The organism is Acinetobacter sp. P8-3-8 (assembly GCF_000214135.1).
Classification (GTDB): Bacteria; Pseudomonadota; Gammaproteobacteria; order Pseudomonadales; family Moraxellaceae; genus Acinetobacter.
In genome coordinates this window covers 22901-39928 of record NZ_AFIE01000013.1, presented here as the reverse complement: position 1 = coordinate 39928, position 17028 = coordinate 22901, and the positions used below count along the sequence as shown (strand labels likewise).

The following is a 17028-nucleotide window of genomic DNA, read 5'->3' as shown; positions in this document are numbered from 1 at the left end:
AGATTGTTATGTGTTTCGAGTGTACTTTATAACGTTGAGAGTGCAATGACGAGAATGAAAAAGTCCGTTGATATTTTTTGTCAATTGTACATTTCAAAATCCTGATAATTTATACAATGAATCAATCTCTTATATGATTTTGATTACATAAAAAATGTGTAAAATAAGTAAATTATGAATATTTAATCCGATATTGATTTAAATTTTTTCAAAAAAACACTGACTAAAATAAGAGGTCATGGATCAATATCACTAAAAGAATAACGTTGAATCGAGATACCCTTCAAATGACTGATTTTATTGAATCATCAAACGCATTGCACATCGACTTTCTCGAGAAAAACCAAATGCAACTTCGTTATCTAATGCATTTTGAAGATACATCGGCAAATCGCATTGATTGATCATTTGAAACCCTAACTTTTCATAGAAAGGACGATTCCAAACCACATGCGCAAATGTCGTTAAACTAAGCGATACAAAGTCATTCTGCTTAGCATAATCAATTGCATATTCAATCAACTGACGACCAATACCCTGTTTTTGAAAATCACGACAGACATCCATTTCAATGATATAAAAATCCTGACCTTGTTTCTTTGCATATAAAAAACCAACTGGTTGATCTTGTTCATTTACTATGACAAATGAGTATGCATTAACAATCAATTCAAGATGAGTATCTGCTGACAAAACTGGACTTCCAGCAATCCATGCCAACTCAGGAACACTTAGAAATACTTGAGCAGCAGACCGCTCTATTTCAATGAGTTTTTCAATATCTAAAGGATTGATAGCTCGAACAGAATAAGTCATATTTTCGTCCAGTTCACGCTATTGAGGCTTAGTCAAATTTAGATGAAAGAACTGATTAAACTCAGAATCTTCATAATCCGAAAATGCTTCACCTTTGCTAAAACCAAACTTTTTATACAATGTAATGGCAGGCTCAAAAGACGCATGTGTGCCAGTTTCTAAACTCACTTTTTGATACTGGCTCTGCTCTGCGATCTCTAATAAATGTTGTAAAATTTGAGTTGCTGCGCCTTTACGTAAATGCTCAGGATGCGTTCGCATAGACTTTAATTCAACATGTGTCGGTGAAAGTTCTTGAATTGCACCACAAGCCAAAAGCACATCATCTTGCCAAAGGGTATAAAACTGAATATTCGATTTTTGCAAACCCGTTAAATCCAATGCAAAACTGTTTTCAATCGGTGATGTTTCATGCAAACCTAGTAGGTGAATACGCAGTAAATTTTGTACCTGAACGTTATTAAAATCCCCCAATTGAATCCTCATTGCATCTCCTCTTTTTGAATTTTTTAATTCTGCATAAATGATTTTTTATATCAATATCAAATTTCTAATCATCAGTACAACAAAAAATTGAGCATAAAAAAGCCCAAGTGGCCTTGGGCAGAAAACTTTTGAAACTAACACTATTCTAAAACTGAACTAAGAACTTCAATCAAAACTTAGTGATAACCATGCAACTGACGGTACAGACCCGGTGTCACCCCTGTCCATTTCTTAAATGCACGGTGGAATGTACTGGTTTCACTAAAACCGACTTGTTGTGCAACATCTTCCAAAGTTAAGTCAGGATTTAGCAATAAATGAATGGCAGCATCACGACGCAAAGCATCTTTGACACCCTGATAGCTCTTACCTTCCGCAGCCAAGCGACGACGTAGAGTTTGCGGAGATAAGTACAACATTGAAGCGACATCGTTCAAGGTTGGCATTTCCTCACCAATCTGACTCTTCAACACATCACGAATACGTGAAGTCAATGAGTTGGTATTTTTAAATTTCACCAATAACTGAGCTGGAGCAGCTTTCAAAAATTCTTCTAAAGTTGCTTCATTTTGACGAATAGGTAAATCAAGATAATCCGCAGCAAAAGTGATTTCTGTACGTGGCATGTCAAATTGCATCACTGGTGCAAAGAACAAAGCATCATATTCATCTGCATGACTTGGTCGAGGATAACCAAAATGCACACGTTCCAAAGGAATACGACGTTCAATCAACCAAGACGCCAAACCATGCCAAATCATCAACATACTTTCAGTAATGAAATGATCAGGATCCATAGTTTTTGGAATCAATGGCACTAAACGTGCTTCGTGTTTGTCACGTTCTACCGCAACAGACCATTCATCACCAAAGAGCTTATAAAATTGAGATGAAAGCTCTAAAGCTTCACCTAAGGTCTTGGCATGAATGATCAATTGGCACATGATCGCAAAAGAACCCAAACGTCTCGGTTGAATATCAAAACCAACATGTTCGTCTTGCGTCACTAACCATAGCATTTTAACAAAGCGCGTATATTGCTCTGGAGAAATACGTGCTTTAGGTTGACGAAGTAATTCTGCCTCTATACCTACGTGCGAAAGTAAGGTGTCAACATCCATCCCTAGACGCTTTACGCCTGTAAGGGCTGCATTCACAAAATGGATACTGATCGTATCACGGCTCATGTTAAATCCTTCAGTCTCTTTGATGTTCACTAGCAATTGACCTAAATGACGCTAAAAAATATTTAATTGGCGATTTACAACACTTCTTTTCACCTTTCTACATCATAAATTGCCGAAATGATCAAGGTAAATGGCTGAACATGACATTGTTATATTTGTTTTATATTTCTAATATGAGGTAAAAATCAACTTAAATTTGGTAAAAAGAATTATGACAACAGCTTTAAAGGGATTGAAAATACTCGATTTTTCAACATTATTGCCCGGCCCTTTCGCGACCATGTACCTTGCAGATATGGGTGCAGAAGTGATCCATGTCGAATCACCTACACGTCCAGATTTAGTTCGTTTGTTTCCACCCTATGCCAACGGACAAGCGACTTCTCACAGTTATTTAAACCGCAACAAACAATCGATCACCTTAGATTTAAAAGACCCGAAAAATATTGATTTAATCAAACAAAAAATTTCTGAATTTGACATCGTAGTTGAACAATTTAGACCGGGTGTCATGCAACGGCTGGGTTTGGACTATTACACACTTGCAGAAATTAACCCGAAACTGATTTATTGTTCCATCACGGGTTATGGACAAACAGGTTCATATAAAGACAAAGCAGGACATGATATTAATTATGTCTCGCTGTCAGGTATTGCAGGTCATAGCGGTCGTCAAGACAGTGGTCCACCACCGATGGGGATTCAAATTGCTGATGTTGCAGGCGGTTCCTTACATGCAGTTATTGCTATTCTGGCTGCGGTTACAGAACGTCACAACAGTGGTTTAGGACAATATATTGATATTTCGATGACTGACTGTGTTGTCAGTATGAATAATATGGCTGCGGCTGCCAGTCTTGCAGGCGGACAACATCAACAAGTAGAAAATGAACAACTAAACGGCGGTACATTCTACGATTATTATCGCACTCAAGATGGACGTTATATCTCTATTGGAAGCTTAGAACCTCAATTTATGAATGGTTTAGCTACAATTTTAGAATTACCACTTTTACTCGCAAAAGGTGCATCTTTCGACCCAGAAGACCGTAAAGCAGTAAAACATGCCATCCAAGAAAAAATAGCGACAAAAACATGGGCGGAATGGAGTCAAATTTTTAGCCAACTCGATTTTTGTGTAGAGCCTGTTTTGAGTTTAGATGAGGCTTTAAACTCCCCTTTAGCGCAAGAACGCAATTGGGTGGTGAATGTTCCTTTAAAAGCCAATGCTGAAACGAAAGAACCACAATTGGCATGCCCAATTAAATTTTCTCGCTCAAAAATGCGTTATGACTATATTGGGCAAGAACTAGGCGAAGGTGAATGGTAACACATTCGCCTTTACGGTCTAGTTTTAGGTATTTTGACTTAATTCAATAAATTAAAATTATAAATTGATCATTTTTTTAACAATTCACATAAATTGTAACTTTAAGAATATGTGTAACCTATTCACGAAAGGTTATATATATTCTTTTAAACCCATACTAATTATTCAAATTTTACACGCAATGTATTCATTCGCCTTATTTTTACTGTACTAAAGCGCAACACATTACAAATTTTAATCAGTATTCGCTATTTAAACAGCAACTTATAACTTCATAAAAATACTAAAAAACAAAAATTTAAATTGATGTATTTCATACAACATCAGCAGGCTAATTATCAAGATGTGATAAAATATATACAAAAGTTACATAAAAAATCCAAAAAGTGTGAATGTTAATACAAAACGATAGTATCATACATAATTAGTTACAAATTGTTATCGAGGTCACCAAATATGAATAAAACTAAAGGTTTTTACTATTGGTCTATCAGCCTTCTATCGTTAAGTTGTTCATTATCTAGCGTACATGCTGCAGAAGCATTTGATGCAGATAGCCCGTGGATGTTTGGTGACTGGAACGGCAAACGCACAGAATTACAGCAAAAAGGTTATGACTTCAGTTTTGGCTATACAGGCGAGTTGGCAACATTACTCGATTCTGAAAATCACTCAAGTCATGGCACTGAATACGCCGATCAATTTGCGATTGGTACACATATCGATTTGGAAAAAGTTTTAGGTTGGCAAGATACTGAAGCTCAAATCACCATCACTGAACGTAATGGTCGTTCTCTTTCTCAAACCTCAGATGCTTTAGATGGTCATCTCAGCTCAACTCAAGAAATATGGGGTCGCGGTCAGACTTGGCGTTTAACTGATTTTTGGATTAAGAAAAAATTCTTAGATCAAAAATTAGATATTAAAGTGGGTCGTTTTGGCGAAGGTGAAGACTTCAATAGCTTTGACTGTGATTTTCAAAACCTTGCACTGTGTGGCTCTCAAGTCGGTAACTGGGTGGGCGATCAGTGGTACAACTGGCCAGTCAGCCAATGGGCTGCTCGAGTTAAATACAATATTCAACCAGATTTATATGCACAAGTGGGGGTTTTTGAATATAACCCTGAAAACTTAGAGCGTGGCAAAGGCTGGAATCTCAGCACTGATGGTTCGCATGGCGCTATCATTCCTGCTGAAGTGGTATGGCAGCCGAATTTGGGTATGGCTAAATTACCTGGGGAATATCGTTTCGGTTATTACTACAGCACAGCAGATGCACCTGAAATTTTACATGCAGAACAAACCTCACATAAGCAAGGTGGATGGATTGTTGCCAAGCAACAGCTAACCACACATCACGGTGATAAAAACCGTGGCTTAACAGGTTTTGTCAATGTCACGGTACATGACTCAGATACCAATAATATCAGCAATATGCAAAATATTGGACTTGTTTATAAAGGTGCTTTCGATGCTCGTCCTAAAGATGAAATTGCTTTAGGTGTGGCTCGCATTAGTGTGAATGATGATGTCAATGACACTCAAATTGTTCAACAAGATGAAGAATATAACGCTGAAATTTATTATGGCGTTCATGCCACAAATTGGCTGACGATTCGACCAAATATCCAATATATACATCATGTTGGTGCATACAAAAATGGTGAAAATGCGTGGGTTGGTGGCATTAAGTTACAAACCGCGTTTTAGTTTATAGATGATAAATATTTCAAAGCGCTGTTGTTGCGATTTCTGTCATTCAAAACAGCGCTTTTGCGATATTTAAAATCTAAAAATTTAACCAAAGCTCCTCATCACTCCGATATCAAACAGATTTTGAATGGTTGATGGGGATTTTTAGAATTCAGAAATATAGGTGGTCATTATGCAAACTCCATCTTCAGGACTAAGAACACTGACAATTGTGATTGCAATTGTCTTTGGTCTAGTCTTATTGATCGGTGGAATATGGCTTGCAGTGCTTGGTGGGTCTTGGTACTACATCATTGCAGGTTTATTCTTCATTGCTACAGCAATTTTATTACGTAAATTAAGCAGCACAGCACTCATTGTTTATGCTGCATTGGTACTCGGAACAGTGGTTTGGGGACTTTGGGAAGTTGGTTCAGACTTCTTTGCACTTGCACCTCGTTTAGACATTTTAGGCGTATTTGGCTTGTGGCTACTCATTCCAGCAGTAACACGTGGCTTCGATGCTAAAAATGCCAAAGTTGCATTATCAGGTACATTGGCAATTACCATTGCTGTCATGGTGTATTCTATTTTCAATGACCCGCAAGAAATTCGTGGGACATTGTCAAGTAACCAGCCTACACCTGCTGCAATTGAAGGTGTTGCGGATGGTGACTGGCCTGCTTATGGTCGTACTCAATCAGGTTTACGCTATTCTCCATTAACTCAAATTAATGAGAAGAATGTAAAAGATTTGAAAGTGGCTTGGGAATATCACACCAAGGATTTTAAAACTGAAAATGATTCGGGTGAAACCACCAATCAAGTTACACCGATTAAAATCGGCAATGATATGTACATTTGTACAACACACCAAAAACTGGTTTCACTTGATCCAACCACAGGTAAAGAGAAATGGGTATTTGATCCGAAGTTAAAAGCTGATCATACCTTCCAACATTTAACTTGCCGTGGTGTTTCTTATTATGATGCAGCCAACACTGTTGGATTTGCAGCAAGTTTACAAGCGAAGAAATCAAGCTCTACAGAATGCCCTCGTAAAGTCATTTTACCTGTGAACGATGGTCGTATCGTTGCAGTGAATGCCGATACGGGTAAAGCTTGTAGCGACTTTGGTCATAATGGTGAAGTTGATTTACAAAAAGATATGCCTTTCCCTTATCCGGGTGGTTATATCCCAACCTCTCCTCCTGTTGTTACAGGGACAACCATTATTATTGCGGGTTCAACCACTGACAACTATTCAACTGAAGAACCATCTGGTGTGATCCGTGGTTATGATGTGAATACAGGTGCATTATTGTGGGTATTTGATACAGGCGCAGAAGATCCAAACAAAATCCCTGCCCCGGGTCAAAAGTATGTACAAAACTCACCAAATGCATGGGCTCCATTGGCTTATGATGCAAAACTAGACATCGTTTATGTGCCTACAGGTGTTGGAACTCCTGATATCTGGGGCGGTAACCGTACAGAGTTACATGAGCGTTATGCAAACTCTATGCTTGCACTGAATGGAACCACGGGTAAATTGGTATGGCATTTCCAAACAACCCACCATGATTTATGGGATATGGATGTACCATCACAACCTACCCTTGCCGATATTCAAGATAAGAATGGACAAACTGTTCCTGCGATCTATGTATTAACAAAAACAGGGAATGCTTTTGTTTTAGACCGTCGTAATGGTAAAGCGATTGTTCCTATTACAGAGAAGGCTGTACCACAATCTGTAAAACGTGGTCCACAAACCAAAGGTGAACATTATTCACCAACTCAACCATTCTCTGATTTTGATTTAGCACCAAAAGAGAAACTGACAGATAAACAAATGTGGGGTGCAACCATGTTTGACCAATTGATATGTCGTGTGTCATTCCATAAGCTGAACTACGATGGTATTTATACTCCACCTTCTGAAAACGGTACTTTAGTTTTCCCAGGAAACTTAGGTGTCTTTGAATGGGGCGGTATGTCAGTAAACCCTGATCGTCAAATCGCAGTGATGAATCCTATTGGTTTACCATTTGTTTCTCGATTAATTCCTGAAGATCCAAATCGTCCTAAAACAGCAAAAGGTGCGGGTACTGAAGCTGGGGTGCAACCGATGTATGGCGTACCTTATGGCGTAGAAATCAGTGCATTCCTCTCTCCATTTGGCTTGCCATGTAAACAACCTGCTTGGGGGTATGTTGCTGGCGTAGACTTAAAAACACATAATGTCGCTTGGAAACGTCGTATTGGTACCATCCGTGACAGCTTACCGGGTATTCCATTACCACCGTTTAAAATGGGCGTTCCAATGTTGGGCGGTTCTATCTCAACGGCTGGAAATGTAATGTTTGTGGGTGCGACACAGGATAACTATATCCGTGCGATCAATGTCAACAATGGTGATGAACTTTGGAAAGGTCGTTTACCTGCAGGTGGCCAAGCAACACCAATGACATATGAAAGCAATGGTAAACAATATGTCGTGATTATGGCCGGTGGTCATGGTTCATTTGGTACTAAAATGGGTGACTCTTTAGTTGCTTATGCATTGCCAGATAAATAATCAAAATCACTCGTTAATCTAATCGATAAAAAACAGGTCTTGATGACCTGTTTTTTATTGCCTCTATTTTAATAATACAATTTGATTAAAATGCTCTGCTCTGCACCTGACCATCAAAAGCCAAACAATCTTCAACTCGAATCCTTTGCACAGATGATAATTCAGCCAAATCAAACCATCGATATTCAGAATGTTCATCACTCAATTGAATGGATTGTCCTTCTATAATCTGACAGCGGAAAATAAAAGCATGTGAATTTACTGCTGAATGAAAATAAACCCCTGACAGATATTCAATAGCAATCTCACAGCCTAACTCTTCAAAACACTCACGAACTAAAGCTTGGTGAATGGTTTCGCCTTGATCCAAACCACCACCAGGCAAACCCCATGCACAATCTGCATAGGTTGCCTTCAATAGTAAAACTTGGTTATTTGCATTGAAAATAACGGCATGCGAGCTTAGACGATAAAAATCGTGGAATCCCATCAGCTTACTTCGCTAAAAAACATTTGGAAAAAATCAAACGTAATGCATAAACAATCGCAATTGCAAAAATACAATAACCTAAACTATGAATATACATCGGGATGCTTAATACAATCGCTGCTGATACTGGATAAATCCATTTTCTAAACCCTGAAAGATGATAGATATCCTGCAATAACCACAAACATGCACTATAAACCACTAAAGAAATTGCAATGAAATAAGCAACCATTTCTGCAGATACTTCAGCTTTATGCGCTACAACGTCTACCGCCGCAGCTAAACCTGCACCTAGCGCCGCAATACTTACAAAAATAAAGAAGTGACCATAACCCCAAATAAACGTTTGTTTTTTACTATTTAAATGTTCTACAACACTATGGTCAAAATAAGCCCACCACATCGTAAACATCATCAGTAAGCCCCCTGCTGTAAGGAACCAAAGTTCTTTACTAAACAGAGCATTGTTCATTGCATCCGAAATTGCAGCGAAACAACCAATGATTGATTCACCCAACACGATAATGGTTAATAAACCATAACGTTCCGCAATATGATGCCGATGCCATGGTGTCATATCTTTCGTTTCAGCAAAAACTGGAATACTTAACTCTAGTAATGCAAGCAATGCGAATAAATAAATCGTGAAATCAATGGGACTGAATTGAAAAAATAGCCACAAAATCTGCACGGCGATAATGCCAAAGGCATATTTTAATGCAATCTGTCTTCTCTCAGGATCATGTTTGGCAGCACGAAACCATTGTGTGACTAAAGCCAATCGCATAATCACGTAACCAATGAAAATCATGTCAAAATTTTGGTGTTCGAAAACACGTGGAATACCCGCTGCAGCGACCAATGAACCTGTAATTTGAACAAAGGTCATAATGCGATAAAGTGCATCATCATTATCGTAAGCAGAGGCAAACCAAGTAAAGTTCATCCAAGCCCACCACATTGCAAAAAACACAACTAAATAAAGCACTAGGCCATGTGATAAGTGATTTTCAATAATACTGTGATGTAATTGTTGTCCTGCTGTCGCAATCGCCACAACAAAGATTAAATCAAAGAGTAATTCTAGTGGTGTCGCAGCGCGATGTGATTCATATGGATTTCTCGCACTTAATGGCTTGATCCATCCGAGCTTTGAGAACTGTGAGTTTGGCATTTTGTTTTCTTTATTGAGATTGTTTTCATGATTTTTTCAAATCTCAACGATTCATTCAAGCCCCAATCTCGTTTAAATGATTCCATTCATAGATTTTATTGCATTTATTTTAAAATTTTCGTGAATTATATTTAATCAATAGACTTATTCATATTTAAGTTCTAGCCCGAAGAAGGGCTAGAACTGGCAAAAAAACTAAATAACTAATCTCAATTTGGGAGGATCTTTCAATACAATTGCTTTTCCTGTCATCATATCAACAGGCATTGAAATGTGTTGATGTACAACTACCCAATGACCTTGTTGTTTTTTTAGACAAAGCGTCGTCCTACACCATGGCATTTGTATCTTATCTTTCAATAAATCATTTTCAATTTTAGAGTGACAATGTAAAACAGCCAATTCTTCCGTTGCGTAAATTTTCATATCACGGCGCACGATTTGCACATGGGCATTAAAATAAGGACTGAATTTTTCCCATTCTTGTTTATACGCATGGATTCCATCAAGTTGAGTACTCACATCAAACATACTGATGTCATCTGCACATTGGTCAAGCAAATGATCAACTTGCTGACCAATCACAGCATCGTCCCATAGCTTTATTTGTAACAATACTTCGTCCACGATATCACGATCACCATCGATTTTAATTTTCATTCCAAAGCCCCCAGTTATTTTTATTTGTGATGCAGTTAACACTATATTAGCATTATGATAATTAATTTGTATATTATTTTTCCAACAAATGTTTGAAAATATTTCCAATGTCTTCGGTTGTTTTTTAGACTTTTATGTTTTTATGTGCTGTACAAATAAACATCTTATAAATTTTCAAATAGTTAAAACAAAAAAGCATGCCGATTGACATGCTTTTCATTCAATATCAATAAATTTAACTATGCTTCCACAGTCAGATCTTTAATTTTTTCAGACGGTCCATTTTTCTTTACCGATTCGATGCCATTATCTCGTGCAGCATCTCCAGAATAGAATTGGCTTGTCCCGATGATTTGATGGTTTGCAGCTTTTAAATTGAAATAAGGCTTACCATTCTTCGCTTCTAAACGATCATATCGTGCATCATCTCCGCTATTTTTTTGTACTGAAGCAATCCCATTCGTTGCTGAAGCTTTTGCTTTGTATAACTCACTGGTCAGAATCACTTCCCCATTTCCAGCTTTTAATACGAAACGATATTGACCATCTTTTGCTAGACTAATTTCATACCATCCTGACATGCTTATTACCTCTTCATTATTTTCAGTTTTTGTATTTCACAGCGTTGTATTGAATATAAGTTACGCCACGTAGCTAAAATATAAATGATTTGCAGAGTTTCTAAAGCATCTTTTATTGTTTATAAATGTAATTTGTGTGGCTTCAATATTTTTCATTATTGTTTAGATATTTTTTATCTCGCTCATAAGAAAAATTAAATAAGATATTGAAATATAAATAGTTTATTAAATTAACAACAATTAAAGCTCAATATAATGAATCATTGAGCTCAAAACGATGAACCAAAAACTTATGCTTTTTTCACAAACTCAGATTTCAATTTCATTGGGCCAATCCCTTCGATTTTACAATCGATATCATGACCATCACTTGAATCAGTGAGTAATCGAATATTTTTAACTTTCGTCCCTACTTTCACAACTGAGGATGAACCTTTGATTTTTAAATCTTTGATGACGGTCACGGTATCACCATCGAGCAAGGTATTACCCACTGCATCTTTAATAATACTGGTTTCCTCAACAAGTCCCGATTCTCCCTCTTTCCATTCATGTGCACATTCAGGACAAATTAATACGCCATGATCTTCATAAGTATATTCGGAGCTACATTTAGGACAATTTGGGAAAGACATAAAAACCTCAAAAAACAATCAATATAGCCATCATAGCATTTTTATATTTTTCATAAAGTTAAATCACATATTTTTGTTAAGGGATTTTATGCTTTACGTTGCTGTAAAACCTCGATGAGCACAGTTATATGACTATAATCTATATTTTTCACCGCCGAAATTAAGGTCACTGTTTCTTTTTCTGACATTGTTCTCAACGCTTCTAATGCGGTGGACTCACTTGAAAGTTCAGCTTGATACTTCTGTTGAAATTCATCCCAACGATTTTCCATGTCTTCGTGGTACCACTTTCGCAACTCATTGGAAGGTGTAATTTCCTTCGGCCACCAATCAATTTTAGCATCTTCTTTTTTAATGCCTCGTGGCCAAAGACGGTCAACAAGAATGCGTTTTCCATCTGACTCAGACACAGCCTCATAAATTCTTTTAGATTGGATTGTCATATCCGACCCCACCATTTTTATTTTAAGCTCAAGTTTTATTTTAAGCTCAAGCTGGCTTTTCTCAATCCATTAATTCTTGCTAAGAAAGCCAGCTCATTATTTCGAATAAATTCAATAAATTGAATAATTATTAACTATATCTTCCAGTTTATTTATTGATCAGGAATCGCTGGATTGACCAATAACCCCAATAATTGCAATGACTCTTGCCAACCCAGATAACAAGCTTCAACAGGAATCACATCAGGAATACCAGACTGGGTAATGTTCACTTCTGTTCCAACTAAAACGGCTTTAAGTTCGATAATGACCTCAATTTTCCCTGCCAGTTCTGGGTTATCAAATTCATCAAAATAGCGAATGCGTTGATTAGGAATTAATTCCTCATACGTCCCACCAAATGAATGCGTTGACCCTGTTGAAAAATTAGTGAATGACATTTTATAAGTACCGCCAACTGTAGCATCACTATGATGAACTTTGGCAGTAAAACCGTGTGGAGGCATCCATTTGACCAATGCATCTGGATCTAAAAAAGCACGATAAACGCGTTCAGCAGGCGCACTAAATACGCGATGTAGTTTTACAGTATTACTCATTTTCAAATCCTTGAATTTTATTTTTTTCACTGAAGTCTCAGTTTACTGCTCACTTCAATTTTATCTGTATATTTTTTATTTCTTCTTTGAGGAATATCAGTTTTTATAAGCGTTTTATCTTGATCAAAAATGTACTTTGCATAAATCAAATTCATACATTATTTAAAACATATTACTGAATTTAAAACGTATTACTGAAATGTTTCATCGTCTGCATGCACTAGCAAAGCTCGTTTTCATAAAGAGCTTTCGGAACTGAGTTACTTTTTCGCTTCGTTACTTATTTTTAGGATGATATTGACCCATTACAGTCAATATCATCCCCATTCAAAATTTTAAGGCAAATACACAAATGACTTATTCGTCTTCGTCATCGATATCAAAGACATAAGCTGTACAGCCCCAGCCATCGTATTCACCTTCAAATTGTTCAGCAATTTTAGAGAACCATTGTTCTAAATCAACAATATCTTCATAGTCAGGTAATAAATTGACATAAACCGTAATGACCCATTCATTCGGCTCAACGTCTTCATCTAAATAAAGAGAAACTTTTTGCTCTTCATGTAATAGATGAATGGCACACTTCTCAGCAGCTTGCTGTGTTTTGAAATACATAGAAAATTCAATTTCATGAATTTCCTCTAAATCATCACCATCTTCCTGCATTTGCCAAAGTAAATTACCGTTATCGTCTTCAGGGAATTTTTCATAATCACGGGTCATGCTCTCGCCCTCATTCGGTTTTGATCGTTTGTTTTGATATACTAAATTTAGATTAGCAATGTTTTATGACAGTTTATGAATATTCATGATTCATAGACAAATTACTACTTTTATTTACCCTAGTTTTGTAATTATTATTGATATTAAGACTCTATTTCGCTACTAGTGAATCACAATTTTATTGTGAATAAACCTAGATTAAACAGTTCACGAGCAATTGCTATGACATTATTTACAGAAGCACAAAAACAAGAAATCCTATCCATAGCCCAACAACACAGTAAGATCGAAGCGATCAAATGGATAAGAGATCATTCTGATTTAGGTTTAAAACAAGCCAAAGACTATGTAGAAAATTTGCTAGAAAATTCAATAGACCATTCAACTTTTCAAAGTTCTACTGATTCATCCACATCTAGCTCATCTATTCCGTTACAAGAAATCCATTTGATGCTGCAACAAGGTCGAAAAATTGAAGCAATCAAATTGGTAAAAGATTCCTCAAACATCGGTTTAAAAGAAGCCAAAGATTTTGTTGACAGTTTAGAGGAACATCCACGTTCTGATCATACGCATCAACCCATTCCTCGTAATATAGCGACCAGTGCTGCATCCCCAGCACATGGTATTGAAGATCAAAGTAAAAAAAGGAAATTCCCAATCCTGACATTATTCATCATCGCTTTGGTGATTGTTTTTATTATCTATCAAACCATAAAAGCTTAGTCATCAATCTCTTTTGCTATAAGCTCAGAACTGATGAATACCTATTTAACTTAATTCAATAATATCAATGGTAGGTGGTACTCGAAAACGAAAAGGTACGCCTACCATTCCAGTACCAACACTGACAAAAACATCCGCATTTTCATGCTGATACAAACCTCGTTTATGTCCTAAAATAGACACTTTCTTCATCACATAACTGGTGAGCCAAGGCAGTTCAACTTGCCCACCGTGAGTATGACCTGACAGCATTAAGGGACGTGTAGATAATTGTGGCACCATATCTACGGTATCTGGATTATGTGACAAAATCAGCCATGGTTTATCTTGTGGAAGTTCAGGCATATAGCGCATATCCGCTTTACCTGCCCATAAGTCACCGATACCAATCAAACGGAATTCATCAAACTCTACAATTTTACCTTCAATATCCATGACATCATTGATCTCTAAAGCATGTGCCAATAAAGTTTGAATAGGTGGCCCAGGATATTGCTCATCATGATTACCATTGACCGAATATACAGGTGCTTGAATTTCTTTTAATACGGCTAATTCTTCTGCTAATTTATTTTCAGGTTCATAGGTCCAATCCCCTGCGACGACGACAAAATCAGGTTGCTCGGCATTTACTTTTTTGACAATTGTTTTCAGTTGTCGTTCATGTCCTGAGAAAAGTCCAATATGTAAATCGGCAAGTAATGCAACTTTGATTGGTTTCTGAAAAGGCTTATCCTGATCAAATTGATATTTTAATCGCTTCACATGTACAGTATGTGGCTCAATAAAACGTGCATAAATCAGTAAGCTACTGAGTATGAAAATAAAAATACTTTCGTGGATAGAAAAAATTTCCATCCATCCTGCATAAATGTTAAAAAAGAACAACGGAAATAATAAATAAGATAGGTAAAATGCCAATAAATGCACGAAAGATTTGAAAGGATGAATGGTTTCCGTTCTTGACTGGCTCAACCATGCTTGCGAAACGCCCCAAAGTGCAAGCAAGATAAAGCTTAAATAAAACATTGTAATCACATTAAAAGTCATGAACATATTGAATCTCTCAGGCCTTGGACACCTGTAATCGCTTATTTATCTTTTCACTATTGGCAATTATACTCTAGCTCAGAGAATCGCAGAAAACATTATGGAACGAATGCTCAATCACAATACGCAAATACAGCAAAAGTATTACACAGGGAATCCCCATTCCAAAATTTTATTTGCGCTGAGTACTTGTTTAGTTTTAAGTTTATCTGCATGTACAACCCTGCCAAAACAACAAAATGTACAGCCTGAATATGCCTATGATATCGACACGCACGATACTTCTCTTGCTCAAATCATTACACCACTAAAAGAACAAAACCCAGATTTGACGGGTTATCATGTACTTTATGATCCTTTAGAAGCCATTGCGGCACGTATTCATTTAATTGAGAAAGCGCAAAAAACTTTAGATTTGCAATATTATATTTGGGACAATGACAAAATTGGTTCATTGGCACTGTATAAAATGATCGAAGCCGCTGATCGTGGTGTAAAAATTCGATTGCTGATTGATGATAATAATGCAGGTAAAATGGAAGGTGTGTATTTAGCACTCGACCAACACCCCAATATTGAGGTTAAACTTTTTAACCCTTATCGTTTTAGAAGTATGCGTCCATTAGAAATGGTCATTGATTTAAAACGTATTAACCGACGTATGCATAACAAAACATTTACTGCTGACAATCAAATTTCCTTGATTGGTGGGCGTAATATGAGTAATCAGTATTATCACATCAGTGACAGTTACCAATTTTCAGATGTTGACGTAATGCTAGCAGGTCAAGCGGTAGATGATATTACCCATTCTTTTGATGAGTATTGGAATCATAGCTATGCTTATCCAGTGCGTAATATTGTCAATCACAATGCTTATACGCTACGTTATGATGGATTAAAAGAACAATTAACCAAGCATTATCAAGAAATTACCACACAAAATTATTTAGATTTAAGTAATCGCACCCATGATTTCGATCATTGGCTGAATCATAATATTCAATTGGATTGGGTCAAGGCTGTGGTGGTCAAAGATTCTCCTGATAAAATTCAAGCCAAAGCCAAAAAAGAACAACATCTTAACTTCCAAATGGTAAAACGTTTAGATGACCCCAAAAAGAATGTTGATCTGATTTCTGCTTATTTTGTGCCACAAAAAAAAGGCGAAGATAAGCTCATTGAGCTCGCAAAAGAAGATGTGAAGGTTCGTGTACTAACCAATTCTTTTAAAGCCAATGACGTGGCACTGGTACATGCTTTTTATGCAAAATATCGTAAAAATTTACTCAAAAATGGTGTAGAGCTGTATGAATTTTTGCCTGCTGCATCAGAAGAAAACTTGTATCCCAACAACCAAGAAATTTCCAAAAAAACCAAAGTCAGTTTAAAAGGACTGAGTCGTTCAAGTTTACATGCCAAGTTAATGGCGATTGATAATAAACAAGTATTTATTGGTTCTTTTAATTTTGACCCTCGCTCTGCCAATTTAAACACAGAAATTGGGGTGATTATTAACAGTCCACCTTTAGCCAATGCTGTGCACAAAACCATGGATGAAAATTTAAAGAAATATGCGTATAAGCTGGTTTTAGATTCACAAAATAATATCAATTGGCTTCGAGCAACACCGCAAGGCATCATTACATTTAAGAAAGAACCGAAAATGAAATGGTGGCAAAAAGCAGGGATCAAAGTGATCTCGTGGCTCCCAATAGAAGGTTTTATGTAAGCCGTGTTGATTGTTCATCTTGTTTGAAAATAAAAAAACTTCTTATTCAGTTAAAAATAAGAAGCTAAAATTTGAATCAAGATTTACTGTCGTCACGTAGTCAGACCAACTGTCTGCTCA

The 17028-nt window shown here is 36.8% G+C and carries 17 protein-coding genes; 5 read left to right on the top strand and 12 right to left on the bottom strand.

Annotated features, from left to right (window positions below):
- Positions 1 to 297 precede the first annotated feature (297 nt).
- From GGG_RS0107890 to GGG_RS0107880, 3 genes are all read right to left on the bottom strand, one after another.
- Positions 298 to 816: a GNAT family N-acetyltransferase gene (locus GGG_RS0107890; RefSeq protein WP_010113675.1), complete on the bottom strand. Its 519-nt coding sequence runs from the start codon at positions 814 to 816 to the stop codon at positions 298 to 300.
- An 18-nt stretch (positions 817 to 834) separates the two neighbouring features.
- The gene (locus tag GGG_RS0107885) at positions 835 to 1302 is read right to left on the bottom strand and encodes a GNAT family N-acetyltransferase (protein ID WP_010113674.1); all 468 of its coding nucleotides are present in this window, start codon (positions 1300 to 1302) and stop codon (positions 835 to 837) included.
- A gap of 176 nt (positions 1303 to 1478) precedes the next feature.
- Positions 1479 to 2489 (bottom strand): AraC family transcriptional regulator, encoded by a 1011-nt coding sequence (locus GGG_RS0107880; protein ID WP_010113672.1) that lies wholly within the window; start codon positions 2487 to 2489, stop codon positions 1479 to 1481.
- 211 nt (positions 2490 to 2700) lie between these two features.
- On the opposite strand from GGG_RS0107880, the gene GGG_RS0107875 reads away from it, so the two are divergent.
- From GGG_RS0107875 to GGG_RS0107865, 3 genes are all read left to right on the top strand, one after another.
- A complete protein-coding gene (locus tag GGG_RS0107875) occupies positions 2701 to 3819 on the top strand; it encodes a CaiB/BaiF CoA-transferase family protein (RefSeq protein ID WP_010113671.1) in 1119 nt (372 codons plus the stop codon).
- Between the two features lie 456 nt (positions 3820 to 4275).
- Positions 4276 to 5529 carry a carbohydrate porin gene (locus GGG_RS0107870; protein ID WP_010113669.1) on the top strand — a complete coding sequence of 418 codons (1254 nt, stop codon included), beginning with the start codon at positions 4276 to 4278 and terminating at the stop codon, positions 5527 to 5529.
- A gap of 175 nt (positions 5530 to 5704) precedes the next feature.
- Positions 5705 to 8092 carry a glucose/quinate/shikimate family membrane-bound PQQ-dependent dehydrogenase gene (locus tag GGG_RS0107865; RefSeq protein WP_010113667.1) on the top strand — a complete coding sequence of 796 codons (2388 nt, stop codon included), beginning with the start codon at positions 5705 to 5707 and terminating at the stop codon, positions 8090 to 8092.
- 85 nt (positions 8093 to 8177) lie between these two features.
- On the opposite strand, the gene GGG_RS0107860 is transcribed toward GGG_RS0107865, so the two are convergent.
- From GGG_RS0107860 to GGG_RS0107825, 8 genes are all read right to left on the bottom strand, one after another.
- Positions 8178 to 8582, bottom strand: a complete 405-nt coding sequence (locus tag GGG_RS0107860; protein WP_010113665.1) for an NUDIX hydrolase — start codon at positions 8580 to 8582, stop codon at positions 8178 to 8180.
- 4 nt (positions 8583 to 8586) lie between these two features.
- Positions 8587 to 9756, bottom strand: a complete 1170-nt coding sequence (locus GGG_RS0107855) for a low temperature requirement protein A (protein ID WP_010113664.1) — start codon at positions 9754 to 9756, stop codon at positions 8587 to 8589.
- Between the two features lie 195 nt (positions 9757 to 9951).
- On the bottom strand, positions 9952 to 10416 hold the full coding sequence (locus GGG_RS0107850; RefSeq protein ID WP_010113663.1) for a nuclear transport factor 2 family protein: 465 nt from the start codon (positions 10414 to 10416) through the stop codon (positions 9952 to 9954).
- Between the two features lie 239 nt (positions 10417 to 10655).
- Positions 10656 to 10997: a YegP family protein gene (locus tag GGG_RS0107845; protein WP_010113662.1), complete on the bottom strand. Its 342-nt coding sequence runs from the start codon at positions 10995 to 10997 to the stop codon at positions 10656 to 10658.
- Positions 10998 to 11287: 290 nt separating this feature from the next.
- Positions 11288 to 11632 (bottom strand): zinc ribbon domain-containing protein YjdM, encoded by a 345-nt coding sequence (locus GGG_RS0107840; protein WP_010113661.1) that lies wholly within the window; start codon positions 11630 to 11632, stop codon positions 11288 to 11290.
- 86 nt (positions 11633 to 11718) lie between these two features.
- Positions 11719 to 12075: a DUF488 domain-containing protein gene (locus GGG_RS0107835; protein ID WP_010113660.1), complete on the bottom strand. Its 357-nt coding sequence runs from the start codon at positions 12073 to 12075 to the stop codon at positions 11719 to 11721.
- 152 nt (positions 12076 to 12227) lie between these two features.
- The gene (locus tag GGG_RS0107830) at positions 12228 to 12680 is read right to left on the bottom strand and encodes an SRPBCC family protein (protein ID WP_171057673.1); all 453 of its coding nucleotides are present in this window, start codon (positions 12678 to 12680) and stop codon (positions 12228 to 12230) included.
- 351 nt (positions 12681 to 13031) lie between these two features.
- A complete protein-coding gene (locus tag GGG_RS0107825) occupies positions 13032 to 13400 on the bottom strand; it encodes a ribonuclease E inhibitor RraB (protein ID WP_010113658.1) in 369 nt (122 codons plus the stop codon).
- A 222-nt stretch (positions 13401 to 13622) separates the two neighbouring features.
- Between GGG_RS0107825 and GGG_RS19615 the strand changes: the two genes are divergently transcribed.
- Positions 13623 to 14126, top strand: coding sequence for a ribosomal protein L7/L12 (locus GGG_RS19615; protein ID WP_010113657.1), 504 nt, complete (start codon positions 13623 to 13625; stop codon positions 14124 to 14126).
- 45 nt (positions 14127 to 14171) lie between these two features.
- Here the strand turns inward: GGG_RS19615 and GGG_RS0107815 are convergent, their stop codons facing one another.
- Positions 14172 to 15182, bottom strand: coding sequence for a metallophosphoesterase (locus GGG_RS0107815; RefSeq protein ID WP_010113656.1), 1011 nt, complete (start codon positions 15180 to 15182; stop codon positions 14172 to 14174).
- 94 nt (positions 15183 to 15276) lie between these two features.
- Between GGG_RS0107815 and GGG_RS0107810 the strand changes: the two genes are divergently transcribed.
- Complete coding sequence (locus GGG_RS0107810; RefSeq protein ID WP_010113654.1) at positions 15277 to 16908, top strand: phospholipase D family protein; 1632 nt, start codon at positions 15277 to 15279, stop codon at positions 16906 to 16908.
- Positions 16909 to 17028 lie beyond the last annotated feature (120 nt).

What these genes read in the sequence shown, in the direction of transcription:
- GGG_RS0107890 (WP_010113675.1), bottom strand. Translation starts at nt 816, where the DNA reads ATGACTTATTCTGTTCGAGCTATCAATCCTTTAGATATTGAAAAACTC.
- GGG_RS0107885 (WP_010113674.1), bottom strand. Translation starts at nt 1,302, where the DNA reads ATGAGGATTCAATTGGGGGATTTTAATAACGTTCAGGTACAAAATTTA.
- GGG_RS0107880 (WP_010113672.1), bottom strand. Translation starts at nt 2,489, where the DNA reads ATGAGCCGTGATACGATCAGTATCCATTTTGTGAATGCAGCCCTTACA.
- GGG_RS0107875 (WP_010113671.1), top strand. Translation starts at nt 2,701, where the DNA reads ATGACAACAGCTTTAAAGGGATTGAAAATACTCGATTTTTCAACATTA.
- GGG_RS0107870 (WP_010113669.1), top strand. Translation starts at nt 4,276, where the DNA reads ATGAATAAAACTAAAGGTTTTTACTATTGGTCTATCAGCCTTCTATCG.
- GGG_RS0107865 (WP_010113667.1), top strand. Translation starts at nt 5,705, where the DNA reads ATGCAAACTCCATCTTCAGGACTAAGAACACTGACAATTGTGATTGCA.
- GGG_RS0107860 (WP_010113665.1), bottom strand. Translation starts at nt 8,582, where the DNA reads ATGGGATTCCACGATTTTTATCGTCTAAGCTCGCATGCCGTTATTTTC.
- GGG_RS0107855 (WP_010113664.1), bottom strand. Translation starts at nt 9,756, where the DNA reads ATGCCAAACTCACAGTTCTCAAAGCTCGGATGGATCAAGCCATTAAGT.
- GGG_RS0107850 (WP_010113663.1), bottom strand. Translation starts at nt 10,416, where the DNA reads ATGAAAATTAAAATCGATGGTGATCGTGATATCGTGGACGAAGTATTG.
- GGG_RS0107845 (WP_010113662.1), bottom strand. Translation starts at nt 10,997, where the DNA reads ATGTCAGGATGGTATGAAATTAGTCTAGCAAAAGATGGTCAATATCGT.
- GGG_RS0107840 (WP_010113661.1), bottom strand. Translation starts at nt 11,632, where the DNA reads ATGTCTTTCCCAAATTGTCCTAAATGTAGCTCCGAATATACTTATGAA.
- GGG_RS0107835 (WP_010113660.1), bottom strand. Translation starts at nt 12,075, where the DNA reads ATGACAATCCAATCTAAAAGAATTTATGAGGCTGTGTCTGAGTCAGAT.
- GGG_RS0107825 (WP_010113658.1), bottom strand. Translation starts at nt 13,400, where the DNA reads ATGACCCGTGATTATGAAAAATTCCCTGAAGACGATAACGGTAATTTA.
- GGG_RS19615 (WP_010113657.1), top strand. Translation starts at nt 13,623, where the DNA reads ATGACATTATTTACAGAAGCACAAAAACAAGAAATCCTATCCATAGCC.
- GGG_RS0107815 (WP_010113656.1), bottom strand. Translation starts at nt 15,182, where the DNA reads ATGTTCATGACTTTTAATGTGATTACAATGTTTTATTTAAGCTTTATC.
- GGG_RS0107810 (WP_010113654.1), top strand. Translation starts at nt 15,277, where the DNA reads ATGGAACGAATGCTCAATCACAATACGCAAATACAGCAAAAGTATTAC.